The sequence below is a fragment of the Sphingobium sp. genome (assembly GCF_036170395.1).
In the GTDB taxonomy this organism is placed as follows: domain Bacteria; phylum Pseudomonadota; class Alphaproteobacteria; order Sphingomonadales; family Sphingomonadaceae; genus Sphingobium.
The window spans coordinates 98,424-124,049 of the sequence record NZ_JAVHPD010000007.1 but is presented as its reverse complement, the minus strand read 5'-3'; the positions used below and the strand labels follow the sequence as shown (position 1 = coordinate 124,049).

Annotated in this window: 27 protein-coding genes and 1 pseudogene; 23 read left to right on the top strand and 5 right to left on the bottom strand. The window is 65.2% G+C overall.

The features are described 5' to 3' along the window. Nucleotides 1-64 precede the first annotated feature (64 nt). Together V2B31_RS02170 and V2B31_RS02165 are read right to left on the bottom strand one after the other, a co-directional pair. Nucleotides 65-1,678, bottom strand: coding sequence for a bifunctional GNAT family N-acetyltransferase/carbon-nitrogen hydrolase family protein (locus tag V2B31_RS02170; RefSeq protein WP_328274870.1), 1,614 nt, complete (start codon nucleotides 1,676-1,678; stop codon nucleotides 65-67). A gap of 208 nt (nucleotides 1,679-1,886) precedes the next feature. Then, complete coding sequence (locus tag V2B31_RS02165) at nucleotides 1,887-3,110, bottom strand: NADP-dependent isocitrate dehydrogenase (protein ID WP_328274868.1); 1,224 nt, start codon at nucleotides 3,108-3,110, stop codon at nucleotides 1,887-1,889. A gap of 159 nt (nucleotides 3,111-3,269) precedes the next feature. On the opposite strand from V2B31_RS02165, the gene V2B31_RS02160 reads away from it, so the two are divergent. Together V2B31_RS02160 and V2B31_RS02155 are read left to right on the top strand one after the other, a co-directional pair. Continuing rightward, nucleotides 3,270-4,004, top strand: coding sequence for a phosphatidylserine decarboxylase (locus V2B31_RS02160; RefSeq protein WP_328274866.1), 735 nt, complete (start codon nucleotides 3,270-3,272; stop codon nucleotides 4,002-4,004). A gap of 163 nt (nucleotides 4,005-4,167) precedes the next feature. Beyond that, nucleotides 4,168-4,890 (top strand): CDP-alcohol phosphatidyltransferase family protein, encoded by a 723-nt coding sequence (locus V2B31_RS02155; protein ID WP_328275197.1) that lies wholly within the window; start codon nucleotides 4,168-4,170, stop codon nucleotides 4,888-4,890. A 3-nt stretch (nucleotides 4,891-4,893) separates the two neighbouring features. Here V2B31_RS02155 and V2B31_RS02150 read toward each other — a convergent pair whose 3' ends face one another. Further along, the gene (locus tag V2B31_RS02150; RefSeq protein WP_328275195.1) at nucleotides 4,894-5,121 is read right to left on the bottom strand and encodes a hypothetical protein; all 228 of its coding nucleotides are present in this window, start codon (nucleotides 5,119-5,121) and stop codon (nucleotides 4,894-4,896) included. A 257-nt stretch (nucleotides 5,122-5,378) separates the two neighbouring features. Here V2B31_RS02150 and rpsB point away from each other — a divergent pair, with 257 nt between their 5' ends. From rpsB to V2B31_RS02065, 18 genes and pseudogenes are all read left to right on the top strand, one after another. Next, the gene (gene rpsB, locus V2B31_RS02145; protein ID WP_328274864.1) at nucleotides 5,379-6,137 is read left to right on the top strand and encodes a 30S ribosomal protein S2; all 759 of its coding nucleotides are present in this window, start codon (nucleotides 5,379-5,381) and stop codon (nucleotides 6,135-6,137) included. 202 nt (nucleotides 6,138-6,339) lie between these two features. Continuing rightward, nucleotides 6,340-7,266 carry a translation elongation factor Ts gene (gene tsf, locus V2B31_RS02140; protein ID WP_328274862.1) on the top strand — a complete coding sequence of 309 codons (927 nt, stop codon included), beginning with the start codon at nucleotides 6,340-6,342 and terminating at the stop codon, nucleotides 7,264-7,266. 166 nt (nucleotides 7,267-7,432) lie between these two features. Then, nucleotides 7,433-8,170 (top strand): EF-hand domain-containing protein, encoded by a 738-nt coding sequence (locus V2B31_RS02135; protein WP_328274860.1) that lies wholly within the window; start codon nucleotides 7,433-7,435, stop codon nucleotides 8,168-8,170. Between the two features lie 229 nt (nucleotides 8,171-8,399). After that, nucleotides 8,400-8,519 (top strand): annotated as a pseudogene (locus V2B31_RS20010) (AAA family ATPase); the annotation flags it as partial. Between the two features lie 42 nt (nucleotides 8,520-8,561). Next, nucleotides 8,562-9,077, top strand: a complete 516-nt coding sequence (locus V2B31_RS02130; protein ID WP_422247563.1) for an AAA family ATPase — start codon at nucleotides 8,562-8,564, stop codon at nucleotides 9,075-9,077. 121 nt (nucleotides 9,078-9,198) lie between these two features. Beyond that, the gene (pyrH, locus tag V2B31_RS02125; protein ID WP_328274856.1) at nucleotides 9,199-9,924 is read left to right on the top strand and encodes a UMP kinase; all 726 of its coding nucleotides are present in this window, start codon (nucleotides 9,199-9,201) and stop codon (nucleotides 9,922-9,924) included. A 6-nt stretch (nucleotides 9,925-9,930) separates the two neighbouring features. After that, nucleotides 9,931-10,488 carry a ribosome recycling factor gene (gene frr, locus V2B31_RS02120; protein ID WP_328274854.1) on the top strand — a complete coding sequence of 186 codons (558 nt, stop codon included), beginning with the start codon at nucleotides 9,931-9,933 and terminating at the stop codon, nucleotides 10,486-10,488. A gap of 43 nt (nucleotides 10,489-10,531) precedes the next feature. Next, a complete protein-coding gene (locus V2B31_RS02115) occupies nucleotides 10,532-11,272 on the top strand; it encodes an isoprenyl transferase (RefSeq protein WP_328274852.1) in 741 nt (246 codons plus the stop codon). A 4-nt stretch (nucleotides 11,273-11,276) separates the two neighbouring features. Further along, nucleotides 11,277-12,056, top strand: a complete 780-nt coding sequence (locus V2B31_RS02110; protein WP_328274851.1) for a phosphatidate cytidylyltransferase — start codon at nucleotides 11,277-11,279, stop codon at nucleotides 12,054-12,056. After that, on the top strand, nucleotides 12,053-13,210 hold the full coding sequence (locus V2B31_RS02105) for a 1-deoxy-D-xylulose-5-phosphate reductoisomerase (protein ID WP_328274849.1): 1,158 nt from the start codon (nucleotides 12,053-12,055) through the stop codon (nucleotides 13,208-13,210). The genes V2B31_RS02110 and V2B31_RS02105 overlap by 4 nt, the downstream gene beginning before the upstream one ends. Beyond that, entirely contained in the window at nucleotides 13,207-14,340 is a 1,134-nt protein-coding gene (rseP, locus tag V2B31_RS02100; protein WP_328274847.1) for an RIP metalloprotease RseP, read from the top strand. Before V2B31_RS02105 ends, rseP begins: the two co-directional genes overlap by 4 nt. A gap of 90 nt (nucleotides 14,341-14,430) precedes the next feature. Next, complete coding sequence (gene bamA, locus V2B31_RS02095) at nucleotides 14,431-17,103, top strand: outer membrane protein assembly factor BamA (protein WP_328275193.1); 2,673 nt, start codon at nucleotides 14,431-14,433, stop codon at nucleotides 17,101-17,103. Then, nucleotides 17,103-17,756, top strand: a complete 654-nt coding sequence (locus V2B31_RS02090) for an OmpH family outer membrane protein (protein ID WP_328274845.1) — start codon at nucleotides 17,103-17,105, stop codon at nucleotides 17,754-17,756. Before bamA ends, V2B31_RS02090 begins: the two co-directional genes overlap by 1 nt. Before the next feature lie 42 nt (nucleotides 17,757-17,798). Beyond that, nucleotides 17,799-18,239 (top strand): 3-hydroxyacyl-ACP dehydratase FabZ, encoded by a 441-nt coding sequence (gene fabZ, locus V2B31_RS02085; RefSeq protein WP_328274842.1) that lies wholly within the window; start codon nucleotides 17,799-17,801, stop codon nucleotides 18,237-18,239. Between the two features lie 258 nt (nucleotides 18,240-18,497). Continuing rightward, nucleotides 18,498-18,722, top strand: coding sequence for a 50S ribosomal protein L31 (gene rpmE, locus V2B31_RS02080; RefSeq protein ID WP_196224061.1), 225 nt, complete (start codon nucleotides 18,498-18,500; stop codon nucleotides 18,720-18,722). 164 nt (nucleotides 18,723-18,886) lie between these two features. Further along, nucleotides 18,887-19,309, top strand: a complete 423-nt coding sequence (gene ndk / locus V2B31_RS02075) for a nucleoside-diphosphate kinase (RefSeq protein ID WP_007684133.1) — start codon at nucleotides 18,887-18,889, stop codon at nucleotides 19,307-19,309. A 309-nt stretch (nucleotides 19,310-19,618) separates the two neighbouring features. Next, nucleotides 19,619-20,107, top strand: a complete 489-nt coding sequence (gene purE / locus V2B31_RS02070; protein ID WP_328274832.1) for a 5-(carboxyamino)imidazole ribonucleotide mutase — start codon at nucleotides 19,619-19,621, stop codon at nucleotides 20,105-20,107. Nucleotides 20,108-20,114: 7 nt separating this feature from the next. Then, nucleotides 20,115-21,185 carry a 5-(carboxyamino)imidazole ribonucleotide synthase gene (locus V2B31_RS02065; protein ID WP_328274828.1) on the top strand — a complete coding sequence of 357 codons (1,071 nt, stop codon included), beginning with the start codon at nucleotides 20,115-20,117 and terminating at the stop codon, nucleotides 21,183-21,185. A 4-nt stretch (nucleotides 21,186-21,189) separates the two neighbouring features. On the opposite strand, the gene V2B31_RS02060 is transcribed toward V2B31_RS02065, so the two are convergent. Continuing rightward, nucleotides 21,190-22,362, bottom strand: a complete 1,173-nt coding sequence (locus V2B31_RS02060) for an NAD(P)/FAD-dependent oxidoreductase (protein ID WP_328274825.1) — start codon at nucleotides 22,360-22,362, stop codon at nucleotides 21,190-21,192. Nucleotide 22,363: 1 nt separating this feature from the next. Continuing rightward, nucleotides 22,364-22,819 (bottom strand): YaiI/YqxD family protein, encoded by a 456-nt coding sequence (locus tag V2B31_RS02055; protein WP_328274823.1) that lies wholly within the window; start codon nucleotides 22,817-22,819, stop codon nucleotides 22,364-22,366. Between the two features lie 227 nt (nucleotides 22,820-23,046). Between V2B31_RS02055 and V2B31_RS02050 the strand changes: the two genes are divergently transcribed. From V2B31_RS02050 to V2B31_RS02040, 3 genes are read left to right on the top strand one after another with little or no spacing between them, the layout of a single operon-like run. After that, nucleotides 23,047-23,469: an iron-sulfur cluster assembly scaffold protein gene (locus tag V2B31_RS02050; RefSeq protein WP_328274821.1), complete on the top strand. Its 423-nt coding sequence runs from the start codon at nucleotides 23,047-23,049 to the stop codon at nucleotides 23,467-23,469. Further along, entirely contained in the window at nucleotides 23,469-25,268 is a 1,800-nt protein-coding gene (locus V2B31_RS02045; RefSeq protein ID WP_328274819.1) for a cation:proton antiporter domain-containing protein, read from the top strand. The genes V2B31_RS02050 and V2B31_RS02045 overlap by 1 nt, the downstream gene beginning before the upstream one ends. Then, on the top strand, nucleotides 25,265-25,591 hold the full coding sequence (locus V2B31_RS02040) for a DUF423 domain-containing protein (RefSeq protein WP_328274817.1): 327 nt from the start codon (nucleotides 25,265-25,267) through the stop codon (nucleotides 25,589-25,591). Before V2B31_RS02045 ends, V2B31_RS02040 begins: the two co-directional genes overlap by 4 nt. The last annotated feature ends 35 nt before the right edge of the window (nucleotides 25,592-25,626 follow it).

Below are 25,626 nucleotides of genomic sequence, written 5' to 3'. Positions count from 1 at the left end.
TCGACTAGGCAGCAAGCTGCCAAGTCTTCGCATCCCTCTCCCTTAAGGGAGAGGGGAGGAAATGTCAGCCACCGCCCGGCGAATTATGCCCGCCGGCCGGCACCGGCCCGCCGCTCGGCGCATGGCCGTGGTCCGGGTTGCTGTCCCAGTCGATATGGTAGAGGTCGAAGCGGCGATCGCGCAGGTTGCGCACCGTTCCCTCCGCCCGCGCCCAGCTAAGGTCGGCGAGGTTCACGTCCGCCATGGTGAGCGTTTCGACATTCTCGGTCGATTCCGCCGCGATCCCGTCTCGCGCGAAGGGGAGGTCGCAGGGGGTCAGGATCGCGCTCTGGGCATATTGAATGTCCATATTGTCGACATTGGGCAGGTTGCCGACATTGCCCGACATGACCACATAGCATTGGTTCTCGATCGCGCGGGCCTGCGCGCAGTAGCGTACGCGCATGTAGCCGAGGCGCGAGTCGGTGCAGAAGGGGACGAAGATGATGCGCGCGCCCTGGTCCACCAGCCGGCGGGCGAGTTCGGGAAATTCGCTGTCGTAGCAGATGAGGACGCCGATCGGGCCGCAGTCGGTCTGGATCACGTCGAGCGAATCGCCGCCCTTGATGTTCCACCAGAAGGCTTCGTTTGGCGTGGGGTGGATCTTCTCCTGCGTATGGACCGATCCGTCGCGGAGCGCAACATAGGCGATATTCTGGATGTCGCCATCGTCGGCGCGGGTCGGGTGCGAGCCGCCGATGATGTTGATATTATATTCCAGCGCCATCCGGGTCAGTTCCTTGGTCAGGCGCGGGGTGTAGCCGGTGAGCTTGTCGATCGCCTCTATGGGCGAGAGCTTCTTCTGCTCGTAGGACAGCAGGGGCAGGGTGAAAAGCTCGGGGAAGACGATGAAGTCCGAGCGATAATCCGCCGCCACATCGACGAAATATTCGATGTTGCGGATGAACTCGTCGAAATCCTGCACCGCGCGCGCCTGTAGCTGGCAGGTGGCGAGGCGGACGCTCTCCACGCCGCGCGGCACGCGCATTTCGGGCGCTTCGTCGGGATCGACATAGGGGTTTCGCCAGACGAGATGGGCGGCGTGGCCGTCCGACTGCTTGTCTTCGGGCAGGTAGTTTTCGAGCACGCCCAGCGGCTCGAACTGGTTCTTGAGCTGAAAACTGATGACCTGATCGCGCAGCTTGCCCTGGATCACTTTCTCCAGATAATCCTGCGGACTGCCGGCGCGGCGCTTGGCGCGGGCATAGCCCGGCATCCGGCCGGCGATGACGATGCCGTGCAGGTCCAGCTCCTCGGCCAGTTCCTTGCGCTCGTCATAGAGGCGCTGGCCGATGCGCAGGCCGCGCAGCTTGGGATCGACGGCCATCTCATAGCCATAGAGCCACTCGCCCGCCGCGCTGTGCCGGGTGCCGAAACCGTTGGCGGTGATCTCCTCCCAGTCATGCCAGGAAAAGGCCATGCTCTTGCTGACCCGCATGGTCGCGCAATAGCCGACCACGCGGCCGTCATAGAGGGCGACGAAGCAGCCGCCTGGGAAATTGTTGATCTGGCCTCGGATTGTCGCGAGCGAATAGTTGGGCATTCCGGGATAAGCGCGGGCGATGAGTCGCTGGATGCCGCGCGCATCGGTCGGGATTGCGGCGCGGGTTTCGAGGCGCTTCTTGGCGGTGGTGGTCACAGTAACCTCCGTTATCCCGGCTACCGCTCCGCAGCTTCCGGTTCTACCCTTCGCATCGTCCTCCCCTGGAAGGGGAGGTGGATGGCCGCAGGCCAGCCGGTGGGGTGTCAAGCTATCGGGAGGCTGACACCCCTCCGTCACGCGCTTCGCGCGCGCCACCTCCCCCTAAGGGGGAGGATCATTCATTACAGACCGATGCAGGATGGGTTCAGTTCCATTTGCCCATTTCGGTTTCGAGGTTCGCGCGAATCGCCTCGAAAAATTGTTCGGTCGTCATCCACGCCTGTTCGGGGCCGATCAGCAGCGCCAGATCCTTAGTCATCGCGCCGCTCTCGACGGTCTGGATGCAGACCTTCTCCAGCGTTTCGGCGAAGCGCACGACGTCGGGCGTCTCGTCGAACTTGCCGCGGAATTTGAGGCCGCCGGTCCAGGCGAAGATCGAGGCGATCGGGTTGGTCGAGGTCGCCTTGCCCTGCTGGTGCTGGCGATAGTGACGGGTGACGGTGCCGTGCGCAGCTTCGGCCTCGACCGTCTTGCCGTCGGGCGAAAGCAGGACCGAGGTCATGAGGCCCAAGCTGCCGAAGCCCTGCGCCACCTGGTCCGACTGCACGTCGCCGTCATAATTTTTGCACGCCCACACGAACTCGCCGCTCCACTTGAGCGCGGAGGCGACCATGTCGTCGATCAGGCGATGCTCGTAAACGATGCCGGTGTCCTTGAACTTCTGCGCGAAGCCTTCGGTGTCGAACACCTCCTGGAACAGATCCTTGAAGCGGCCGTCATAGGCTTTGAGGATGGTGTTCTTGGTCGAGAGATAGACCGGCCATTTGAGGTTCAGGCCATAATTGAACGAGGCGCGAGCGAAATCGCGGATCGAATCATCGAGATTGTACATCGCCAGCGCCACGCCCGAGCTGGGGAACTGGAACACTTCGCGGTCGATCGTTTCGCCATTGTCCCCGTCGAACACCAGCCGCAGCTTGCCGGCGCCGGGGACACGGAAATCGGTCGCGCGATATTGGTCGCCAAAGGCGTGACGGCCGACGACAATCGGCTTGGTCCAGCCGGGGATGAGGCGCGGCACGTTGGAAATGACGATCGGCTCGCGGAAGACAACGCCGCCCAGGATGTTGCGGATGGTGCCGTTGGGCGATTTCCACATCTGCTTGAGGTTGAATTCCTCGACGCGCGCCTCATCGGGGGTGATGGTGGCGCACTTCACGCCGACGCCATATTCCTTGATCGCATTGGCGGAATCGATCGTGATCTGGTCGTTGGTTTCGTCGCGCTTCTCGACCGAGAGGTCGTAATATTTGAGGTCGATGTCGAGATAGGGGAGGATCAGGCGTTCACGGATCCATTCCCAAATGATCCGGGTCATTTCGTCGCCGTCGATCTCCACGACGGGGTTCTTCACCTTGATCTTCGCCATGCGCCTTGTCGCCTTCTGCTCTTCGGGTGGAATATGCGCCCGCCCTAGGCAAAGCGACGGCAATGTTCAACCGTCGAGACGCGCCGGGTCGCAGCGGCCGGAGCCATTGGCGGGATCGGTCGTTGTCAGCGGACTGGTCTCTGCCTAAAGACGGTGCCCATGGACAATAACGAGATCACCATCGCCGCCGGGGGCAACGTCAAATGGCGCTGGCCGTCGGTTCACCCGGAAGGCATGAAATTCGGCCTGATCGCCGTCGCGATCACCGCGCTGCTTTTCCTTGTCGGCTGGGAGGTGGTCGGCTGGCTGATGCTAATCGTCACCATCTGGGTGTTCGCCTTCTTCCGCGATCCGGTGCGCGCGGTGCCGCAGGACGAGGGAGCGATAATAGCGCCGGCCGATGGGCTGGTCACGCTGATCCAGCGCGTGCCGCCGCCGCGCGAGATGGCCGGCGCGAATGGCCTTGGCGACCAGCCGCTCATCCGCGTGTCGATCTTCATGAGCGTGTTCGACGTCCACATCAACCGCACGCCGATCGGCGGGACGGTGAAGGCCGTCGTCTATATCTCAGGCAAGTTCCTCAACGCCGATCTCGACAAGGCGAGCGAGGATAATGAGCGGCAGCACATATTGGTCGAGCGGCACGATGGCGTGCGGATCGGCTTTACCCAGATTGCGGGGCTGGTGGCGCGGCGGATCGTGCCCTTCGTGAAGCCCGGTGACATGGTCGCGGCGGGGCAGCGGATAGGGTTGATCCGGTTCGGCAGCCGCGTGGACGTGTATCTGCCCGCCGGCACCGCGCCGCGCGTGATCCTGGGCCAGCGCGCGGTCGCGGGGGAGACGATCCTGGGACAGATCGGCGACGCGCGCGTGGTCGCGGGGATTCAGCAGTGATGGTTGTCCCGCTTCCTACTTCCGTTCGCCCTGAGCCTGTCGAAGGGCATGTGCGTGCTTCGACAGGCTCAGCACGAACGGCTGTTGTGCAAAAAGGCTCTTTGGCATGAGCCGGCAGCGCCGCACCGTGCCGCGCGGGTTGCGGCGGGGGATTACGCTGCGAATGCTGGTGCCCAATGCGGTGACCGCGATGGCGCTGTGCTTCGGCCTCACCGGCGTCCGCTACGGCATATCGGGCGAGTGGGAGCGGGCGGTGCTGTCGATCCTGTTCGCCGGGGTTCTCGACGGGCTCGACGGCCGGATCGCGCGGCTGCTGCGCGGGGACAGCCGGTTCGGGGCGGAACTGGATTCGCTATCCGATTCGATCGCGTTCGGCGTCGCGCCGGCGCTTATCATCTATCTTTGGTCGCTTCATGCGATGCCCAAATTCGGCTGGATATTCGCGCTGGCGCACGCTTTGTCCTGCGCGCTGCGGCTGGCGCGGTTCAACGCCAACATCGATGCCGACGAGCAGCCGCATAAGTCTGCCGGCTTTCTCACTGGGGTTCCGGCGCCAGCGGGCGCGGGGCTCGCCTTCGTGCCGCTCTATCTCTGGCTAGTGACGGGCGAGGATATATTCCGCGCCTGGTATGTGGTCGCGCCCTGGATCGCGTTCACCGCGTTCCTCATGATCTCCAACATCGCCACCTATAGCTGGTCGGCGCTGCGGCTGCGCCGGCATATCCGACTGGAAGCGATCGCGGTTGCGGGCCTGCTGGCCGCACTCCTTGTCACCGATCCCTGGCTGACTTTGTCGATCCTGTGCGCCTTCTACCTGGCGCTCATTCCCTTCGGGATCATGTCCTATGCGAAGGTGAAGCGGCAGCGCGCAGCGGCGGCCTCCTGACGATCAGGCGGCGAGAACGCCCGTAGGCAGAGGCAGCGCCGCGCGCCGTTCCATCCGAAGCACCCGCGGCCGGCGGATGTGGATATGGTAGACCTGAGGTTCCTGCGGAATCGGCTCAAACTGGAGCGCTGCCACCATCTTGTCATGATAATGGGCGAACATCCAGATAATCGTCCCGATTGCGAACAGGAAGGCGGCGGAAAAGAGGGTCGCAGCTACAAAGGTGAACATGGCGAACGCTTTCTGTCTTGCCATTTGCACAGTATGGCGCACTATGACGATATAAACGGCCGTTAACCGTGTTTGTTCCGTCTGTTCCCTTTATGTTCTCTTTTGGGAGCGACGTCAACCCTTGCCACCGCTTTTTTTCGCGTCTAAGGGCGCGACCATTCCACATGGGAATCGCCATATCCGGTGCCGGCCGGAGCCTTTGAGGCTCCCACCCCGGTTCCTGATTCCCAGAGGTAGCAACCGGAAGGAGAAAGACCATGGCGGCACCTGTCGTCACCATGCACCAATTGATCGAGGCTGGCGCCCATTTCGGCCACCAGACCCACCGCTGGAACCCGCGCATGAAGCCGTACATCTTCGGCGAGCGCAACGGCATCCACATTCTTGACCTCAGCCAGACCGTGCCGCTGTTCGGCCGCGCGCTCGACTTCGTGTCGGCGACCGTCGCTGCGGGCGGCAAGGTGCTGTTCGTCGGCACCAAGCGCCAGGCGCAGGATCCCATCGCCGAAGCCGCCCGCAAGTCGGGCCAGCATTTCGTCAATCATCGCTGGCTTGGCGGCATGCTCACCAACTGGAAGACCATTTCGGGTTCGATCAAGCGCCTGAAGACCCTCGAGGAGAAGCTGTCGGGCGACACCCATGGCTTCACCAAGAAGGAAGTCCTTCAGATGACGCGCGAGCGCGAGAAGCTGGAACTGTCGCTGGGCGGCATTCGCGACATGAACGGCATTCCCGACGTGATGTTCGTGATCGACGCGAACAAGGAAGAGCTGGCGATCAAGGAAGCCAACACTCTCGGCATCCCGGTCGTGGCGATCCTCGATTCGAACGTCTCGCCTGACGGCATCGCTTTCCCGGTTCCCGCGAACGACGACGCCAGCCGCGCCATCCGCCTCTATTGCGAGGCCATCGCCGCCGCCGCGACCAAGGGCAACCGCGGCGCGCAGCAGGCGTCGGGCGTCGATCTCGGTGCGCTGGACGAGCCGGAAGTGGAAGAGGTTGTCGCCGAGGCTTAAGGGCGTCGCACGACTGCAAGATTGGCGGATTAGAGGGTTGCGATTGATCTGAAACCAGCTGTGCCCCGGCGAAGGCCGGGGTCCAGTTCAGACCGTCCAACTGGACCCCGGCCTGCGCCGGGGAACGCAATCCATAAAGGGCGCGCTCCATCGGATCGCGCCCTGCCGCACATTTGAAACGTTCAACATTAGGAGCCGAAACATGGCCGAGATTACCGCTGCCGCCGTCAAGGAACTGCGCGACCGTTCGGGCGCGGGCATGATGGATTGCAAGAAGGCGCTGACCGAAGCGGGCGGCGACATCGAAGCGGCGACCGACTGGCTGCGCGCCAAGGGCCTGGCCGCCGCGCAGAAGAAGTCGAGCCGGACCGCTGCCGAGGGGCTGGTCGGCGTGGCCGTCGCCGGGACCAAGGGCGTCGCTGTCGAAGTGAACAGCGAAACCGACTTCGTCGCCAAGAACGACCAGTTCCAGGATTTCGTTCGTACCGTCGCGCAGATCGCGCTGGACACGGGCGCCGCCGATGCTGCTGCGCTGGGCTCCGCCGCTTATCCGTCGGGCGGGACCGTCGCTGAAAAGCTGGTCGCCAACATCGCCACCATCGGCGAGAATCAGACGCTGCGCCGCGTCGGCCATGTCGAAGTGTCGCAGGGCGTCGTCGTCCCCTACGTCCACAACGCCGCCGCGCCGGGCCTGGGCAAGATCGGCGTTCTGGTCGCTCTGGAGGGTGACGCGCCCGCCGACGTGCTGGAGCCGCTGGGCAAGCAGATCGCGATGCACATCGCCGCCGCCTTCCCGCTGGCGCTGTCGGCCGCCGACATCGACCCAGCGCTGCTGGAGCGCGAGCGCGCCATCGCGGCGGAAAAGGCCGCCGAAAGCGGCAAGCCCGCCGAGATCGTCGCGAAGATGGTCGACGGCGCGGTCGCCAAGTTCGCCAAGGAGCAGGCGCTACTGAGCCAGTTGTTCGTCATGGACAACAAGACCCCGGTCGCCGACGTCGTCGCCAAGGCGGCGAAGGATGCGGGCGCGTCGATCACGCTGAAGAGCTATGTCCGCTTCCAGCTCGGCGAAGGCATCGAGAAGGAAGTCAGCGACTTCGCGGCTGAGGTTGCTGCGGCTGCGGGCGTCTGATCGATCCTGAAAGGGACAGGCATTGAAGGGAGCGTCCGCAAGGGCGCTCCCTTTTTCGTGGGACTGACGGGGACGGGTGGACGGAACCGGCGGCGTGGCGGCGTCACGGGCGGGAAGGCGCCGGATTGCAGCGCCGTCCAGCGCGCCATCGGAGGTTGACCGACCAATGACCAGAGCCTTCTGCCTTTTCCTCTCCACCTTTCTCCTCTCCACCAGCCCCGTGGCGGCCCAGATGGGCGGGGGAGGCATGGGCGGAGGGGGCATGGGCGGCATGGGCGGGGGCGGCATGGGCGGGGCGGGGCCGCCGGGCGGCGGGCCTGGTCCAGGCGGCCTCATGCGTCCACCCAGCCCGCCCAAGCCGCTGAGCCGTGACCGGTTCGACAAGGCCGTGACCGCCATGTTCCGCGACGCCGATGTGAGCCGCGATGGCATGGTGACGATCGAGGAACTGCGCGGCATCGTCGAGGCGCGGCGCGACGCGATCATCCGCGCGCGCTTCGCCAAGATCGACAGCAATAATGACAGGGCGATCAGCCAGGAGGAGTTTTTCGGCTGGCAGAGGCAGATGGGGTCGCTTGCCGCTTCGGACAAAGGCGGGCTGGTCGAGCGCGAAGGCCCGGTGGCGGAGGTCGTCAGGCCGGAATTGGGTGACGATCCGCAGGATCGCGCGATTGCCGCGCTGGTGGAGCCGCTCAGCGTCACCCTGCTCACCCAGGCGAACGGCAATTATGATGCGGGCGTGTCCCTGGCGGAGTTGATCGCTAATGAAGGCAAGCGGTTCGAGGCGGCGGACGCCAACCATGATGGCTGGCTGACGATGGAGGAGATGCGCGCCACGATGCCCAAGCGCGGACCTCGGCCCGAAAGCGCGCCGCCCGGCTGCCCGCCGGGCATGGCGTGCTGAACCGCCCGGTCGCAAAGCGGCTGCCCCAACCGTCGCCCAAGACGGGCGCCGCAGAAAAGCGATAAAGCGCCTGTACGGGTGCTTCCGTTTGCCAGGCTTGCGAGACGACCATTGATCGCTATCGTCATCGACCATGGGATACAAGCAACGCACCACATCGCTGCCGCCGCCATATCTCAAAAGAGTTTGGTTGAAGGGTGACGATGTCGATCCCGCGCCTGACTGGACGCGCTATCCCTTCAATCTTTCCCTAATCCGCAACGGCGGGCTGGACTTCCATTTTTCCAAAGCTGTGACGATCATCGTCGGCGAAAACGGGACAGGCAAATCAACACTGCTGGAAGCGATCGCCCAGCTTGCGGGTTTCAGCGACTCCGGTGGCGCGCAGGGAATGCGGGCAGTGGATAAAGCTCCGGCATCGGCAAGCGACGCAGGCGCTTTGGCGGCATATCTGCGCGGCGCATGGTTGCCGCAAGTCAAGCAGGGTTGGTTCTTTAGAGCAGAGACGTTCTTTTCGGTTGCTCGCTATCTGGATCAAGCGGCGTTCGAAGTAGGGGCAGTCGGCCCCCAATATCTGTCTGCATCGCATGGAGAAGGATTTTTCGACTTCTTCGGCGAACGTATGGACAGGCAAGGCCTCTACATATTGGACGAGCCGGAATCCGCCCTATCGCCTCACCGTCAGTTCGATTTTCTGAAACTGCTGCGCCGGATTCAATATGCCCGCAACGCCCAGGTGATTATGGCTACGCACTCGCCGATCCTGATGGCGTTGCCTGACGCCGACCTGTGGCAGGTGGACAGTTACAGCGTTCGTCCGGTGGCGCTGGAAGAGACATCGCACTTTCGGCTCTACCGGGAATTCATGCTCTATCCGCGCGAAACGGTAGAGGCGATGATTGAATGACATCGCTCTATGCAGTCGATGGCTAAGCTGCATATCGGCAACAATCGCCCTTCCCATCGCGCGCTCCCCCGCCTAAGGTCCGCGCCGCTTTCCTGCCCCTCTCACGGATTCTCGCCCGCCCATGACCCGGCCTGCCTTCAAGCGCATCCTTCTGAAGCTGTCCGGCGAGGTGCTGATGGGGCAGGGGCAGTTCGGGATCGAGCCGGAGACGGTGAACCGAGTCGCCGGCGAGATCGCGGCGGCGAAGGATGCCGGATTCGAGCTGTGCGTCGTCGTGGGTGGCGGCAATATCTTCCGGGGTCTGGCCGGCGCGGCGGCGGGGTTCGACCGGGCGAGCGCCGATTATATGGGGATGCTCGCCACCGTCATGAACGCGCTCGCCGTGCAGAATGCGCTGGAGAAGCTGGGGTATGACACCCGCGTCCAGTCGGCGATCCCGATGGCCAGCGTGTGCGAGCCTTATATCCGGCGCAAGGCGGTGCGGCACATGGAGAAGGGCCGCATCGTCATCTTCGCCGCCGGCACGGGCAGCCCATTCTTCACCACCGACACCACCGCTGCGCTGCGGGCCGCCGAGATGAATTGCGATGCGCTGTTCAAGGGCACCAGCGTGGATGGCGTCTATAATGCCGATCCCAAGAAGGTAGCGGATGCCGTCCGCTATGACAGCATCAGCTTCGACCAGGTGCTGAACGACAATCTGAAGGTCATGGACGCCAGCGCGATCGCGCTGTGCCGCGAGAATGATATCCCCATCGTCGTGTTCAACATCCGCGAGACCGGCAACCTTGCTACCGTGCTCGCCGGGCAGGGCGTCGCGACGATCGTGCAGAACCAGGAGCGTTGATTAGTCATGCCGCAATATAACAAAGCCGATCTGGAACGCCGCATGGCGGGCGCGCTCGAATCGCTGAAGGGCGATCTGACCGGCCTGCGGACCGGGCGCGCGAACGTGCAGTTGCTCGATCCAGTGACGGTGACCGTCTATGGCGCCAACATGCCGCTCAACCAGGTGGCGACCGTCTCCGCGCCCGAACCGCGCATGTTGTCGGTGCAGGTGTGGGACAAGAGCAATGTCGCCCCGGTCGACAAGGCGATCCGGTCGGCGGGCCTTGGCCTCAACCCGATCGTCGACGGGCAGACGCTACGCCTGCCGATTCCCGACCTGACCGAGGAACGCCGCAAGGAACTGGCGAAGCTCGCCAGCAAATATGCCGAAGGCGCGCGCGTCGCCGTCCGCAACGTCCGCCGCGACGGCATGGACAGCCTGAAGGCCGACGAGAAGAAGGGCGAGATCAGCGAGGATGAGCGCAAGCGGTTGGAAACCGAAATCCAGAAGCTGACCGACAGCAGCATCGCCGATATCGACGCGGCAACCGCCGCAAAGGAGAAAGAAATTCTCGGCCAGTAAGCCGGGGCTTTTCTTTCGCGGCCAAAACACGCATGTCCTCCTGATGGCCACCCAAGCCAAGCCCGATCTGTCCAGCGCCGCGCCGCCCCATGGCGCGCGCCACGTCGCCATCATCATGGACGGCAATGGCCGCTGGGCGAAGAAAAGGCTGCTGCCGCGCGCCGCAGGCCACCGCGCCGGGGTTGAAGCGGTGCGGCGGGTCGCGCGGGCGGCGCAGGATCTGGGGCTGGAATGCCTGACCCTCTATGCCTTTTCGTCCGAAAACTGGAAGCGGCCGGCGAGCGAGGTCGCTGATCTCATGGGGCTGCTGCGGCGCTTCATCGAGGCCGATCTGGACGAATTTCACGCCAATGGCGTGCGGTTGAAGGTGATCGGCGACTATCATGCGCTCGAACCTTCGCTAGTGGCGATGATCGAGAACGCGGTGGCGCGGACGTCCGGCAACAGCGGGCCGATGATCGCGATCGCGCTCAACTATGGCGCGCAGGACGAGATGGTGCGCGCCGTGCAGCGCATCGCGCAGCGCGCGGCCTGCGGCGAGATTATGCCCGACACGATCGGCCCGGCGGAGATCGACGCCGCGCTCTACACCGCCGACCTGCCGCCGCTGGACCTCCTCATCCGCACATCGGGCGAGCAGCGGCTCAGCAATTTCATGCTGTGGCAGGCGGCCTATGCCGAACTCTATTTCACCGACATTTTATGGCCGGACTTCGACGGGCGGGCGCTGGCCGCCGCGCTCGACGCCTTCCGCATGAGGGACCGCCGGTTCGGCGGATTGTGATTGCATGACCGGCGAATTGCGGACCCGAACCATCGTCGGCGTCGCGCTGATCGCGCTGGCGCTCGGCTGTTTACTGGCGGGCGGGCTGCTCTTCTGGATGCTGCTGGTGGTGGCGGGCGTCCTGATGCAGGGCGAATGGGGCGACCTGACCGGAGCGCACCCCGAGCAGCGCAAGGCGGCGATGTTCGCTGTCTCGATTCCGCTAGCCTTGCTCTGCCCGCTGGCGGCGGGGATCGACTGGCCGGTGCTGGTCGCGGGCGCGGCAGCCTTCTTCTTCGTGCTGTTCACCAGCCGCAATCCGGCGCTGGCGCTTGGCATCCCCTATATCTGCATTCCGATCACCGCCTTGCTCTTCCTGCGCGGGCAGGCGCCCTATACTTATGGGTTGCTGCTCGCCTTCTGGGCCTTGTCGCTGGTGTGGGCGACCGACATCGGCGCCTATTTCGCCGGCCGGTCGATCGGCGGACCGAAGCTTGCGCCGCGTGTCAGCCCGTCCAAGACCTGGTCTGGGCTTGCCGGCGGAGTGCTGGCGGCGCTGGTGCTGGGCTTCCTGCTGCACCGCTTTGCCGGCCTGCCGATCCAGCTTGCGGCGGCGAGCGGGCTGCTGGCGGTGGCTGCTCAGTTGGGTGACTTGTTTGAAAGCTGGATGAAGCGGCGCGCGGGCGTCAAGGACAGCGGCACCCTGTTGCCCGGCCATGGCGGGGTGATGGACCGGCTGGACGGCGTGGTCGCCGCCGCGCCGCTGGCTGCTCTGCTCTACATCGTGCTGGCGCTGGGCGCATGAAGCGGGTCTCGATCTTCGGTGCGACCGGATCGGTTGGCCTGTCGACGCTGGACCTGGTGCGGCGCGATCCCGACGCTTACCGGGTCGTCGCGCTGACCGCGAACAGCCATGTGGACAGCCTGGCGGCGCAGGCGCGAGAGACCGGCGCGCAGGTGGCGGTGGTCGCGGAAGAGCGGCATTATGGCGCGCTGAAAGATGCGCTCGCCGGATCGGGCGTGGAGGCCGCCGCGGGCGCGCAGGCGCTGGTCGATGCGGCAAGGCTCGACGCGGACTGGACCATGGCCGCGATCGTCGGCTGCGCGGGGCTGCGCCCCACCATGGCGGCGCTGGAGGCCGGCGGCACGGTGGCGCTCGCCAACAAGGAGTCGCTGGTGTCGGCCGGAGCGCTGATGATGGACATGGCGCGCCAGTCCGGCGCGACCCTGCTGCCGGTGGACAGCGAACATAATGCGATTTTCCAGTGCCTTGCCGGCAGCGATTTGGAGGATGTCGCACGGATCATCCTGACCGCCAGCGGTGGGCCGTTTCGCACCCGCAGCCGCGCCGAGATGGTGGGCATCACCCCCGCTCAGGCGGTCGCCCATCCCAACTGGTCGATGGGCGCGAAGATCAGCGTCGACAGCGCGACGATGATGAACAAGGGGCTGGAACTGATCGAGGCGGCGCACCTTTTCCCGGTGGGTCTCGACCGGATCGAGATATTGGTCCATCCCCAATCGGTCATCCATTCGATGGTCGAATATCGCGACTGTTCGACTTTGGCGCAGCTTGGCTCGCCCGACATGCGGATTCCCATCGCCCATGCGCTGGCCTGGCCGCGGCGCATAGCTACGCCCTGCAAGCCGCTGGACCTCGCAGCGATCGGCAGGCTCGACTTCGAAGCGCCTGATGAGCAACGCTTTCCGGCGCTACGCATCACCCGCGCGGCGGCGCAGGAAGGGGGCACTGCCCCCGCCATCCTTAACGCCGCCAATGAGGTGGCGGTCGCCGCTTTCCTGGCCGGGCGGATCGGCTTCCTTGATATCGCCATGATTGTGGAGGATGTTCTGGGTCGCTATAGCGCAGCGGCGCCGACGGGCCTGGACGATGTGCTGGCGGCGGACGCCGGCGCGCGGCGGCAGGCGGGCCAAGTGATGGAAAGATTGACGGCTTGATCCACAATCCCGGTTTCCTGATGACCGTGCTCGCCTTCGTGGCGGTGATTGGGCCGCTCGTCTTCGTGCATGAACTCGGCCATTATCTCGTCGGCCGCTGGTGCGGGGTGAAGGCGGAGGCGTTCTCCATCGGCTTCGGGCCGGAGTTGTTCGCCTGGGTGGACAAGCGCGGCACCCGCTGGCGCGTCGCGGCGCTGCCGCTCGGCGGCTATGTCCGCTTCAAGGGCGACATGAACGCGGCGAGCATGACCGATCCCGCCTGGCTGGAAATGTCGGCCAAGGACCGCGCGGAGAGCTTCCCCGCCAAGCCGTTGTGGCAGCGCGCGGCGATCGTGGCGGCGGGGCCGGCGATCAATTTCCTCTTCGCCATTCTGATCCTCGCTGCTTTCGCATTCCTCCATGGTGAGAGCCGCACCCCGGCCGTTGCTGGGCAAGTGCAGCCGGGCAGCGCGGCTGCTGCTGCGGGTATCGTTCCGGGAGACCGCATCGTGTCGCTGGGCGGGCGGGCGATGGAGACGTTCGACGACATCCGCCTCTATGCGCAAATCCGTCCCGGCGAGCCGGTCGAGATGGTGATCGAGCGGAACGGCGCGCGCATCGTCAAGCAGGGGCGGATCGGCAGCGTTGCCGAGGATGATGGTCTGGGCAACACATTCAACATCGGACGGCTGGGCATAGCGCCGGGCGATCCGGTGGTGGTGCCGGTCAGCCTTGCCCGCGCGCCGGTGGTAGCGATCGAGCGGACCGGGCAGATCGTCCGCACCATGGTCGAAACGCTGGGCCAGATCGTCAGCGGATCGCGATCGGTCAAGGAACTGGGCGGGCCTTTGAAGATCGCGCAGGTTTCGGGTCAGGCCGCCACGCTGGGCCTCGAAAGCTTCATCTTCTTCGCCGCGCTCATCTCGATTAACTTGGGGTTCATCAACCTGTTGCCAATCCCGATGCTGGATGGTGGGCATCTGCTTTTTTACGGGATCGAGGCAGTGCAGCGGCGCCCCGTCAGTCCACAGGCGCAGGAATGGGCCTACAGGTCCGGCCTGGCGCTGTTGATGGCGATGATGCTGCTGGTGACGTTCAACGATTTGTCGTCTTTCGGGCTGTGGAAGAGCCTGTCCGGCTTGATCGGCTGACGCGCTTCGGGCAGGGAAGCGCCGGTCGGCGGCGTCTGTTGCGGCAGAAACAGTTTTTTGCGATTTTCTAAGGTGGAACGGGTGACAGCGATGAACAGCAGCATGAAGCAGCGCCCGATCGTCGCGGTCCTGTTGGCCACGACCATGATCGCGGGCCTGCCGGTGCTTCCCGCGATGGCGCAGGACGCGCCTGCATCCACCGTCGCCGCCCCGGTCTCGACCGTAGCGACGCTCGGCACGATCCGCTCGATCGCGGTCACCGGCACGCAGCGGCTGGAGCCCGACACCGTCCTCTCCTACACCAAGCTCCGCATCGGTCAGTCCTTTACCCAGGAAAGCCTCGACCAGGGTCTGCGCGACCTTTATGAGACCGAGCTGTTCGCCGACGTCCAGATACGCAACGACAATGGCGCGCTGACGATCGAGGTGAAGGAAAATCCGGTCATCAACCGCATCGTGCTGGAAGGCAATAAGCGGTTGAAGGAAGACAAGATTCGGCCCGAGATCAAGCTCGCCCCGCGCCAGATCTATACGCGCTCCAAAGTCCGTGCCGATGTGGCCCGCATCGTCGAACTCTATCGCCGGCAGGGTCGCTTCGCCGCAACGATCGAGCCGAAATTGGTGCAGCTCGACCAGAACCGCGTCGATATCGTGTTCGAGATCAGCGAAGGCCCCAAGTCCAAGGTCCGCCAGATCAACATCATCGGCAATGAGAAGTTCAAGGACGGCGAACTGCGCAGCCAGATGGTCACCAAGCAGTCGCGCTGGTTCCGTATCTTCTCGTCAGGCACCAGCTACGATCCCGATCGCCTCGCCTATGACCAGCAGAAGCTGCGCCAATTCTATCTGACCGAAGGCTATGCCGACTTCCGCGTGATCTCCGCCGTGGCGGAACTGACGCCCGACAAGCAGGACTTCATCATCACCTATGTGGTGGAGGAAGGGGACCGCTACAAGTTCGGCGACGTGAAGGTCGAATCGGACATTCGCGACCTGTCCGGCGACCTGCTGACCCGCCGGCTGCCGATGAAGAAGGGCGACTGGTACAACGCCAAGCAGGTCGAGGACACGGTCGACACGCTGAGCGAGACCGCCGGCCTGTTCGGCTATGCCTTTGCCGACGTGTCGCCGGACTTCAACCGGTCGAAGGAAGACCTGACGATGGGGATCAACTTCCGCATCGCCAATGCGCCGCGCGTCTATGTCGAGCGGGTCGACATCAACGGCAACACGCTGACCCAGGACAAGGTGGTCCGCCGCGAGTTCCGCCTGGCCGAAGGCGACGCCTTCAACAGCTTCCTCGTCAAGCGGTCGAAGGACCGGATCAATTCGCTCGGCTTCTTCCAGGAGAAGCTGGACGTCGAGCAGAAGCCCGGCTCCGCGCCCGATCGCATCGTTCTGGAAACCAACGTCCAGGAAAAATCGACCGGCGAATTGTCGCTCTCGGCGGGCTATTCCTCGCTGGAGCGCTTCATCATCGCGGCGTCGATCACGCAGCGCAATTTCCGCGGCAAGGGCCAGGAACTGCGCACCTCGGTCAACTATTCGGCCTATAGCAAGTCGGTGGAAGTGGGCTTTACCGAGCCCTATTTCATGGACAAGAATATCGCGCTGGGCGGTGACATCTATCGGCGCGACCTCAACAGCTTCCGGTTCCTCGGCAGCGGCACCAACAACCGCGATACCACTTATGAGCAGACCACGACCGGCTTCCAGATTCGCGCGGGCGTGCCGATCACCGAATATATCTCGCTGGCGCTGCGCTACAGCCTGAACTTCGACGATGTGACGCTCGACCGCGACACTTATTATTCGGACCCGGACGGCACTGGCCCGCTGGTCGAGCGCTGCGACCCGCTGCTCGCCGGCCGTTACCTCTGCGACGCCATCGGCAAGCGCACGACCTCCTCGCTCGGCTATTCATTGATCTACGACACGCGCGACAACCGCATCCGGGCGACGCGCGGGCGCAGCGCGACCCTGAGCCAGGATTTTGCGGGCCTGGGCGGCAGCGTCAAATATATTCGCACCCGCCTCAACGCCGCGCAATATGTGCCGCTGGGCGCCGGCTTCATCTTCTCGCTGACGGCCGAGGCGGGCTATATCCACTCGCTCGAAAGCCAGCGGCTCGATCCCGACGGCTTCCCGACCGAGAAGATCCGGCTGGTCGATCGCTTCTTCCTCGGCGAACCGCAGTTCCGCGGCTTCAACATCCGCGGCGTCGGCCCGCGCGTGAAGCGCTATTTCCTTGAAGGCACGACCGAGAATGGGACTACCACCTATGAGCGCGTGACCGGGCGGAACAACGTCTCCGACGACGCACTGGGCGGTCGCATCTATTATATGTCGCGCGCTGAGGTTGAAATCCCGCTGGGGTCGGGGGCGCGCGAAATGGGGTTGCGGCCTTCGGTATTCGTGGATGCAGGCGCGGTCGCTGGAATCAAGGATCCGGTGCTGACGAATGGCACGGGAAGCTTTGCCGGTTATTGCGATCCCACCGATGCCGCACCGACCGGATCGACGCGGGTGCGGGCGACGGGGACTGCGCGTTCGCCGATGTGCGGCACGAACTACAGCTTCGCGGGCGGCAATTTCGAGGAAGAATATCTCGGCGATACGCTGAAACCCCGTTTGTCGGTGGGCTTCGGCGTCAACTGGAACTCGCCATTCGGCCCGTTCCGCATCGACATTGCCCGTGCCCTGCTGAAAGAGCCGGGCGACGACACCAAACTCATCACCTTCAACGTAGGGACTCAATTCTGATGAAGACGATTTTTCAGGCGACCGCGCTTGCGCTGACGTCCATGACTGCCATCGCGATCACTGCCGCGCCCGCCGTCGCCCAGACCAAGTCGGGCATCGCAGTGGTCGATCTGGAGGAGGCTGTCGTTAAAAGCGCGGCCTTCACCACCGCGATGACGCAGATGCAGACGACCTACAAGCCGCAGCTCGACCAGATCAACACGCGCCGCACCGCGATCGAAGCCGACCTCAAGACCAAGAACGACGCGCTCCAGGCCGCCTACAAGGCCGCCGGCAACAAGTCGACTCCGGCGATCGAAACCCAGTTCCAGGCGCTTCAGCAGGCGCAGCAGAACGGCCAGGCCGAATTGCAGCGCCTCAGCCAGCCGGTGCAGCTCGCCCGCGCCTATGTCGAGCAGCAGATCGTCGACAAGCTGGACGATGCCGTCAAGGCCGCGACCGCCAAGACCAAGGCGGAGATCGTCTTCAAGAAGGCGGCAACCGAGAGCTTCGGCGCGGGCGCCGATATCACCGCCGCGGTCGTGACCGAACTGAACACGCTGGTTCCCAGCGTCGGCATCACGCCGCCCGCCGGATGGCAGCCGGGTCGCCAGCAGGGCGCCGCCGCTGCGCCGGCTCCCGCCGCGCCGGCGCAGGCGCCCAAGTCGCGCTGAAATAATATGAGTGGAGAGGGGGAAACCGCCGCGCTTGGCCCGATGGATGTCCGTCGGGTCATGGCGGCGCTGCCGCATCGCTATCCGATGCTGCTGATCGACCGCGTGGTGTCGCTGGTGCCGAGCCAGTCGATCCACGCGATCAAGGCGGTGTCGGTGAACGAGCCGTTCTTTCAGGGGCATTTCCCGACCCGTCCGATCATGCCCGGCGTGCTGATCGTGGAAGCGATGGCGCAGGCGGCGGGCGTGCTGGCGGTCGAATCCATGAACCTCGCCGATTCGGGCAAGCTCGTCTATTTCATGAGCATCGACGGCGCGAAGTTCCGCGCGCCGGTCGAGCCGGGCTGCCTGCTCGACCTGTATGTCGAGGTGACGCAGAATCGCGGCGCGATCTGCAAGTTCAGCGGCAAGGCGATGATGGGGGACAAGCTCGCGTCGGAAGCGCAGTTCGTCGCGATGATCACCGATCCGCCCAAGGATTGAAGGGTAGACGGGAAAAGCCTGTCATCCTCCGCTGTAAGGGGAGGTGGCAGGGCGAAGCCCTGACGGAGGGGTGTCCCGCTATCGATAGGGTGACACCCCTCCACCACTTCGTGGTCCCCCTCCCCTTGCAGGGGAGGAAGGCGTTAGGTCAGACTTTCTTATTCCTTGCCAACCGCCGCGCGAACCGCTAACGGCGCGCCTTCGCATTTTTTCGCATCCGGCCGGTCGGAAACCGGCCACATGAGGAGCATCCCCGCCATGAAGGCCGATACCCACCCCGATTACCACCTGATTACGGTCCAGATGACCGACGGCACCACCTTCCAGACCCGATCGACCTGGGGCAAGGAAGGCGACACGCTGGCGCTCGACATCGATCCCAAGTCGCACCCGGCCTGGACCGGCGGCAACCGCCAGCTCGACACCGGCGGTCAGGTGGCGCGCTTCAACAAGCGCTTCGGCGGCCTCACGCTGAAGAAGTAATCGGCCGTTTAAGGGTTGATGAGGAAAGGGCGCGCCGGGAACGGGGCGCCCTCTTCATGTCAGGCGGCGCAATTGCCGCCTATCGGGCTCTGCCCCTTGCAGCCCGCGCATCCCGCGTCTAAAGGCGCGCCCAGCATTCCCAACAATTCGGAGTAACGAGGGCCATGGCCGTCACGCGCACCTTTTCGATCATCAAGCCCGACGCCACCCGTCGCAACCTCACCGGCGCTGTCACCAAGAAGCTGGAGGAAGCGGGCTTGCGCGTCGTCGCCTCCAAGCGCATCCGCATGAGCCGCGAGCAGGCCGAGGGCTTTTACGCCGTCCACAAGGAGCGCCCCTTCTTCGCCGACCTCGTCGCTTTCATGATTTCCGGACCGGTCGTCGTCCAGGTGCTGGAAGGCGAGGATGCGGTGAAGCGCAACCGCGACATCATGGGCGCGACCAACCCCGCCAATGCCGACGAAGGCACGATCCGCAAGGAATATGCGGAATCGATCGAGGCAAATTCGGTCCATGGCTCCGACAGCGAGGAAAATGCCGCGATCGAGATCGCCTATTTCTTCAAGCCGGACGAGATTGTCGGCTGATCGGGGACGACCAGGATAGTGTGAAGGGCTGGGGGCGGATAGCCCGCCGGCCCTTTTTGCTTTCTAATCCTCCCCTCGCAGGGGAGGTGGCAACCCGCAGGGTTGACGGAGGGGTGTCCCGCTATCGAGGGGGCGACACCCCTCCACCATTTGCTTCGCAAACGGTCCCCCTCCCCTTACAGGGGAGGATGAGGACTTCACTTCCAAATCCGCCACCCCATTTTTGCGATTTGCCCATTGTCGTCGCGGGCGTTAAGGGGCTTTGCTTTCCGGGCGGCGTGATCGCCGTGAAGGCAGGGGAAGCGGGCAATGAGCGGGGCGGTGGCAGTCGGCATCATCATGGGGTCGCGATCCGATTGGGAGACGATGCGCCATGCCGCCGAAACGCTCGACGCGCTGGGCGTGCCGCATGAATGCAAGGTCGTATCGGCCCACCGCACGCCGCAGCGCCTCTACGATTATGCCACCGGCGCGGCGGGGCGGGGCCTGAAGGTCATCATCGCGGGCGCTGGCGGCGCGGCGCATCTGCCGGGCATGGCGGCGTCGATGACGCGGCTGCCGGTGCTGGGGGTGCCGGTGGAATCGAAGGCGTTGAAGGGCATGGATTCGCTGCTGTCCATCGTCCAGATGCCGGGCGGCATTCCGGTAGGCACGCTGGCGATCGGCAAGGCGGGCGCGATCAATGCGGGGCTGCTGGCCGCCGCGATCCTCGCCACCGCCGATCCGGCGCTCGCCGAACGGCTGGACGCCTGGCGGGCCAAGCAGACCGACAGCGTAGCCGAGACGGTCGAGGACTGAGCTGCCCATGACCCTCATTGCTCCCGGCGCGACCATCGGCATCCTGGGCGGCGGCCAGCTTGGCCGCATGATCGCCATCGCAGCGGCGCAGCTTGGATACCGCACCCATATCTTCGCGCCGGAGGAGAGCGGCCCGGCGGCCGACGTGTCGCCGCGCTGGACGCGGGGCGAATATGTCGATGCCGCCGCGCTCGCCGCCTTTGCCGAGGACGTGGATGTCGTTACCTATGAGTTTGAGAATATCGACCCGGCGGCGGTCGAGACGCTTAGCCATCACGGCCTCGTGCGCCCCGGCGCGCAGGCGCTGAAGGTGGCGCAGGACCGGCTGGCCGAAAAGCGCTTCGTGTGCGACCTGGGTGGGCTGACCGCGCCTTTCGCTGCGGTCGAGAGCCTCGACGATCTGGAAGAGGCGATAGACGAAATCGGGAGCCGCGCGGTCCTCAAGACCAACCGCATGGGCTATGACGGCAAGGGGCAGGCGCGGCTGTCGGAGCCGGGCGATGCGGTGGGCGCATGGAACGCCATCGGGCGGCAGAGCGCGATTCTGGAGGGGTTCGTCACCTTTGCCGAGGAGTTTTCGATCCTCTTGGTGCGCGGCGCGGATGGGGAAGTCCGCTTTTGGGATGCACCCGCGAACGTGCATGTCGATGGCATCCTTTCGACCTCCACCCTGCCGGCCGGGCCGCTGATCGGCGGGCAGGTGGAACAGGCGCGCCGCCTCGCCAAGCAGGTGGCTGACGCGCTCGACTATGTCGGGGTGCTGACGCTGGAGTTTTTCGCCAGCGCCGACGGGCCGGTGTTCAACGAGATGGCGCCGCGCGTTCACAATAGCGGCCACTGGACCATCGAAGGCGCGGTGACGAGCCAGTTCGAGAATCATGTCCGCGCGATCTGCGGCCTGCCTTTGGGGGATACCGGCCTTGCCGCGCCGCATGTCGCGATGCGCAACCTGATCGGGAACGAGGGGCATGACTGGCCGGCGATCTTGAGCGATCCGGCCAATCATCTTCACCTCTATGGCAAGCATGAGGCGCGGCCGGGCCGCAAGATGGGGCATGTCACGCGGCTGACCTTCTGATCGATCAGAGCGCCTGGCCCGCCGCCCAGCCGCTGGCCCAGGCCCATTGGAAATTATAGCCGCCGAGCCATCCGGTTACGTCCACCGCCTCGCCGATGGCGTAGAGGCCCGGCACCTTGGTCGCTTCCATGGTGCGGGAGGATAGGCCCGCCGTGGCGATGCCGCCGGCGGTCACTTCGGCCTTGGCATAGCCTTCCGTGCCGTTGGGCAGGAAAGCCCAGTCGGAGAGCCGCGCGGCCGTCTGCCGCAGCGCCTTGTCGGACAGCGAACCGAGTTCGCCCTCAACACCAATACGTTCCAGCAGAGCGTCGGCCAGCCGTTCGGGCAGCGCCTGCGCCAGCAGGCGACGGATGGGGAGGCGGGGGCGTTCGCGCTTTTCGGCAAGGAGCCAGTCGGCCGGGCGATCGGGCAGGAAATCGACATGGATCGGGGTGCGATGCTGCCAATAGCTGCTGATCTGGAGCATGGCCGGGCCGGACAAGCCGCGATGGGTGAAGAGAGCGGCCTCGCGGAAGCGGATTTTTCCCGAGCGGACAACGACTTGCGCCGACAAACCGGACAGCGAGTGGAACAGCTGTTCAGCGGTTCCGAGGGTGAGCGGAACAAGGGCGGGGCGGGGCTGGACGACCGACAGGCCAAAGCGCCGGGCGACGTCATAGGCAAAGCCGGTCGCGCCCAGTTTCGGGATGGAGGGGCCGCCGGTCGCCAGCACCAGCGCGGGGGCGCGATGCTCCTGGTCGCCGACGCCCACACGGAACAGGCCGTCGCCATGATCGATGCCTGAGACCGGCTGGCCGAGCGCCATGGTGACGCCGCCCGTGGCGCATTCCTGCTCCAGCATGGCGACGATCTGGTGGGCGGACCCGTCGCAGAAAAGCTGGCCCAGCGTCTTTTCATGCCAGGCGATGCCATATCGTTCCACCAACGAAATGAAATCGGCGGGCGTGTAGCGGCCGAGCGCCGATTTGGCGAAGTGCGGGTTGGCGGAGAGATATCGGTCGGCGGCCGTGTGGATGTTGGTGAAGTTGCACCGTCCGCCGCCCGAGATCAGGATCTTCTTGCCCGGCGCGTCGGCATGGTCGACCAGCAGGACGCGCCGGCCGCGCTGTCCGGCGACGGCCGCGCACATCATGCCCGCCGCGCCGGCACCAAGCACAATCGCGTCATAATCGGCCATGTCAGCGGCCGCGCTTCAGGCGCACCAGCGCTTCGTCCAGCGCCGAGAGGAAGCGGGAGCGGTCGGTTTTCGCGAAGGGCGCCGGGCCGCCGACGGGATCGCCCATCGCGCCGGCCCGCAGGTCGGCCATGATCGCACGGGTCGCGACCGCCGCGCCGATCGAGCTGGCGGTGAAGGGCTTGCCGTTGGGGGCGATCACGACCGCGCCGGCCTTGAGGCAGCGGTCGGCGAGCAATATGTCCGCGGTGACGCAAATGCTGGCGGCGTCCGCCCGCTCGGCGATCCAGTCGTCGGCGGCGTCGAACCCGTCGCTCACCACGACGCGGTCGACCAGCGGATGGGCGGGCACGCGGATCGGGCTGTTGCTGACGATCGTGACGGGAACGCCATGCCGCCAGGCGACCTTGTAGACTTCCTCCTTCACCGGGCAGGCGTCGGCATCGACGAGTATCTTCATGGTGCGGCGATAGGGGGGGATGGGGGTGGAGACAATGGCGGATGGGTGGGGTGCTTCCCTTGTGTCATTCCCGCGTAGGCGGGAATCCATCTCCTGACGTTGCGTCAGGGGATGGGGCGGGAGATGGATCCCCGCCTACGCGGGGATGACGGTGCAAGGAGGTGAGGGGCAGGCTAAATTCGCTTGCCGCCTTCTCCCCGTGCCCTTCCTGCCCTACATGGGACGGCATGAGCGCTCCCCTGTATAACAAAGATATATTGCGGCTCGCCGCCAGCATCCCGCATCATCAGCGCCTGACCGATCCGCAGGCGAGCGTCGAGAAGCGATCGCCGACCTGCGGATCGCGGGTGACGGTGGATGTCAGGATGGCCAATGGCCGCGTGGCGGACATGGGGCTGGACGTGAAAGCGTGCGCGCTGGGGCAGGCGTCGGCGTCGCTGATGGCGGGCCACGCGATCGGCATGAGCGCGCAGGAACTGGCCGACGCGCGCGACCGGCTGACTGCCTATCTGGCGGGGACAAGCGAGGATCTGGATTTCTGGCCGGGGCTTTCCGTGCTCGCGCCGGCGCGGGGTTACCCCGCCCGCCATGCGTCGATCCGGCTTGGGTTCGAGGCGATCGCCGAAGCCGCCCGCATGGCCGACGCCTGATGTCCGCGCCTGCACCCACCGGCGCAACCGACATATTGCTGAGCGAAGGCGTCGTCCTGCTGGGCGCGGCGGTGGCGTTCGTCATGCTGTTCCGCCGCTTCGGCCTTGGCGCGGTGCTCGGCTACCTCGTCGCGGGCGCGCTGGTCGGGCCGCAGGGGCTGAAGCTGGTCGGCGGGGCCGAATCGAAGCTCGCCATCGCCGAGATCGGCATCGTCCTGCTGCTGTTCCTCGTCGGTCTCGAACTTCACCCCGCGCGCCTATGGCGGCTGAAGCGCGACATTTTCGCGCTTGGTCTGGCGCAAGTGGTCACCTGCGGCTGCGTGCTGATCGCGATCATCTTCTTCACGACAGGGTTCAGCTGGGGCGCGGCGATCGCGCTCGGGATGCCGCTCGCGCTCTCCTCGACCGCGCAGGTGTTGCCGAGCCTCAAGTCGAGCGGCCGGATCAACTCGCCCTTCGGGGAAAAGGTGTTTTCGATCCTGCTGTTCCAGGATCTCTCGATCGTCCCGCTCATCACCATCATCGCTGCCTTGTCGCGCAACCCCGCCGACGCCGCCGGACCGCCCGGATGGGTGCTTGCCGGCTATACCGTCGCAGCGATCATGGGGCTGGTGCTTGCCGGGCGGTTCGTGCTGCGGCCGCTGCTGGGACTGGTGGGGCGGCTGGGCGAGCGGGAGTTGTTCGTCGCGGTGGGGCTGTTCACCGTGCTGGCGGCGGCGGCGCTGATGCATATGCTCCATCTGTCGACTGCATTGGGCGCGTTCGTGGCGGGCGTGATGCTGGCCGATTCGCCCTATCGCCACGAAATCGAGGCCGATGTCGAGCCGTTCCGCTCGATCCTGCTCGGCCTGTTCTTCCTGGCGGTCGGCATGGTGCTGGACCTGCGCGCGGTGGCGGCCAATCCGGTGTTCGTTGTCGCCATGGCGGCCATCCTGGTCGCGACCAAGACCGCGATCATCACGGGGCTTGCCCGGCTGTTCGGCATGGACTGGAAACAGGCGCTGGGTGCGGGGCTGCTGCTGAGCCAGGGCGGCGAGTTCGGTTTCGTGCTGTTCGCGCAGGCGCAGGGCGCCTATCTGATCGCGCCGGAAGCAGCGAGCCTGTTCAGCGCGATCGTCACCTTCTCGATGGCGACCACGCCCTTCCTGATGCTGTTCGCCCGCCGGTTCGAGTTCGCATCGCCCAAGGACCGGCCCGACCTGAGCACGCCTGACGAAGCGCCGCGCGGCACCGCGATCATCGTGGGCTATGGCCGCTTCGGCCAGACCGTCGCGCAGATGCTGATGGGGCATGGCTTCGGCGTCGTGCTGATCGACAAGAAGCCCGCGCAGATCGAGGTGTCGAGCCGGTTCGATATGAAGGTCTATTATGGCGACGGCACCCGCATCGACCTGCTGCGCCGGGCGGGCGGGGAGGAGGCAAGGCTGATCGCCTTCTGCATCGATGATCCCTCGCTCGATCGGCGGGTGCTGGAGCCGGTGGGGGAAGCCTTTCCGCAGGCGGCGCTGATGGTTCGCGCCTTCGACCGGCGGCAGGTGCTGGCGCTGGAAGGCGTGGATCTGGCCGGCGTGGTGCGCGAAGTTTATGAATCGGCGATCTGCATGGGAGTGAAGGCGATGCAGGCGCTGGGCGTGCCGGACGAGGAGATTGACGAGGTGGAGCGGCAATATCGCGCCAATGACGAGCAGCGCATGGCCGTGCAGATCGAGCATGGCACGCTGCTTGCGGCGAAGGATCTCATGTATCGGCCGGGGCGCGCGATGCGCCTCGTCAGCCGGGGCGACGGAGAGGGGGCGTGATCGCTGTCCTCGCTTGCCTGTCGGCGGCGCTCGCCATCAGCGCGGGGGCGTTTGGCGCGCATGGTGCTGCTGACGCCAAGGCGGCGGAATGGCTGCGGACCGGCGGCCTCTATCAGCTGATCCATGCCGTCGCCGCGCTGGCGGTGATGGGGGTGGCGCGCGGGGCCGCGGCGCTGCTGCTGGCCGGCGCGGCGATCTTTGCCGGATCGCTCTATGTCATGGCGCTGGGCGGTCCCAAATGGCTGGGCGCGGTGACGCCGGTGGGCGGCACGCTGATGATCGTGGGCTGGCTATGGGCGGCGTGGCTGTTTGGGCAGCGCTGAAGCCCGCCGATGACTCTTCGGGCAGCGCCGATGCG

Coding starts and splice junctions, on each gene's coding strand:
- V2B31_RS02165 (WP_328274868.1), bottom strand. CDS start 3,110: ATGGCGAAGATCAAGGTGAAGAACCCCGTCGTGGAGATCGACGGCGAC.
- V2B31_RS02160 (WP_328274866.1), top strand. CDS start 3,270: ATGGACAATAACGAGATCACCATCGCCGCCGGGGGCAACGTCAAATGG.
- V2B31_RS02155 (WP_328275197.1), top strand. CDS start 4,168: ATGCTGGTGCCCAATGCGGTGACCGCGATGGCGCTGTGCTTCGGCCTC.
- V2B31_RS02150 (WP_328275195.1), bottom strand. CDS start 5,121: ATGTTCACCTTTGTAGCTGCGACCCTCTTTTCCGCCGCCTTCCTGTTC.
- rpsB (WP_328274864.1), top strand. CDS start 5,379: ATGGCGGCACCTGTCGTCACCATGCACCAATTGATCGAGGCTGGCGCC.
- tsf (WP_328274862.1), top strand. CDS start 6,340: ATGGCCGAGATTACCGCTGCCGCCGTCAAGGAACTGCGCGACCGTTCG.
- V2B31_RS02135 (WP_328274860.1), top strand. CDS start 7,433: ATGACCAGAGCCTTCTGCCTTTTCCTCTCCACCTTTCTCCTCTCCACC.
- V2B31_RS02130 (WP_422247563.1), top strand. CDS start 8,562: ATGCGGGCAGTGGATAAAGCTCCGGCATCGGCAAGCGACGCAGGCGCT.
- pyrH (WP_328274856.1), top strand. CDS start 9,199: ATGACCCGGCCTGCCTTCAAGCGCATCCTTCTGAAGCTGTCCGGCGAG.
- frr (WP_328274854.1), top strand. CDS start 9,931: ATGCCGCAATATAACAAAGCCGATCTGGAACGCCGCATGGCGGGCGCG.
- V2B31_RS02115 (WP_328274852.1), top strand. CDS start 10,532: ATGGCCACCCAAGCCAAGCCCGATCTGTCCAGCGCCGCGCCGCCCCAT.
- V2B31_RS02110 (WP_328274851.1), top strand. CDS start 11,277: ATGACCGGCGAATTGCGGACCCGAACCATCGTCGGCGTCGCGCTGATC.
- V2B31_RS02105 (WP_328274849.1), top strand. CDS start 12,053: ATGAAGCGGGTCTCGATCTTCGGTGCGACCGGATCGGTTGGCCTGTCG.
- bamA (WP_328275193.1), top strand. CDS start 14,431: ATGAACAGCAGCATGAAGCAGCGCCCGATCGTCGCGGTCCTGTTGGCC.
- V2B31_RS02090 (WP_328274845.1), top strand. CDS start 17,103: ATGAAGACGATTTTTCAGGCGACCGCGCTTGCGCTGACGTCCATGACT.
- fabZ (WP_328274842.1), top strand. CDS start 17,799: ATGGATGTCCGTCGGGTCATGGCGGCGCTGCCGCATCGCTATCCGATG.
- rpmE (WP_196224061.1), top strand. CDS start 18,498: ATGAAGGCCGATACCCACCCCGATTACCACCTGATTACGGTCCAGATG.
- ndk (WP_007684133.1), top strand. CDS start 18,887: ATGGCCGTCACGCGCACCTTTTCGATCATCAAGCCCGACGCCACCCGT.
- purE (WP_328274832.1), top strand. CDS start 19,619: ATGAGCGGGGCGGTGGCAGTCGGCATCATCATGGGGTCGCGATCCGAT.
- V2B31_RS02065 (WP_328274828.1), top strand. CDS start 20,115: ATGACCCTCATTGCTCCCGGCGCGACCATCGGCATCCTGGGCGGCGGC.
- V2B31_RS02060 (WP_328274825.1), bottom strand. CDS start 22,362: ATGGCCGATTATGACGCGATTGTGCTTGGTGCCGGCGCGGCGGGCATG.
- V2B31_RS02055 (WP_328274823.1), bottom strand. CDS start 22,819: ATGAAGATACTCGTCGATGCCGACGCCTGCCCGGTGAAGGAGGAAGTC.
- V2B31_RS02050 (WP_328274821.1), top strand. CDS start 23,047: ATGAGCGCTCCCCTGTATAACAAAGATATATTGCGGCTCGCCGCCAGC.
- V2B31_RS02045 (WP_328274819.1), top strand. CDS start 23,469: ATGTCCGCGCCTGCACCCACCGGCGCAACCGACATATTGCTGAGCGAA.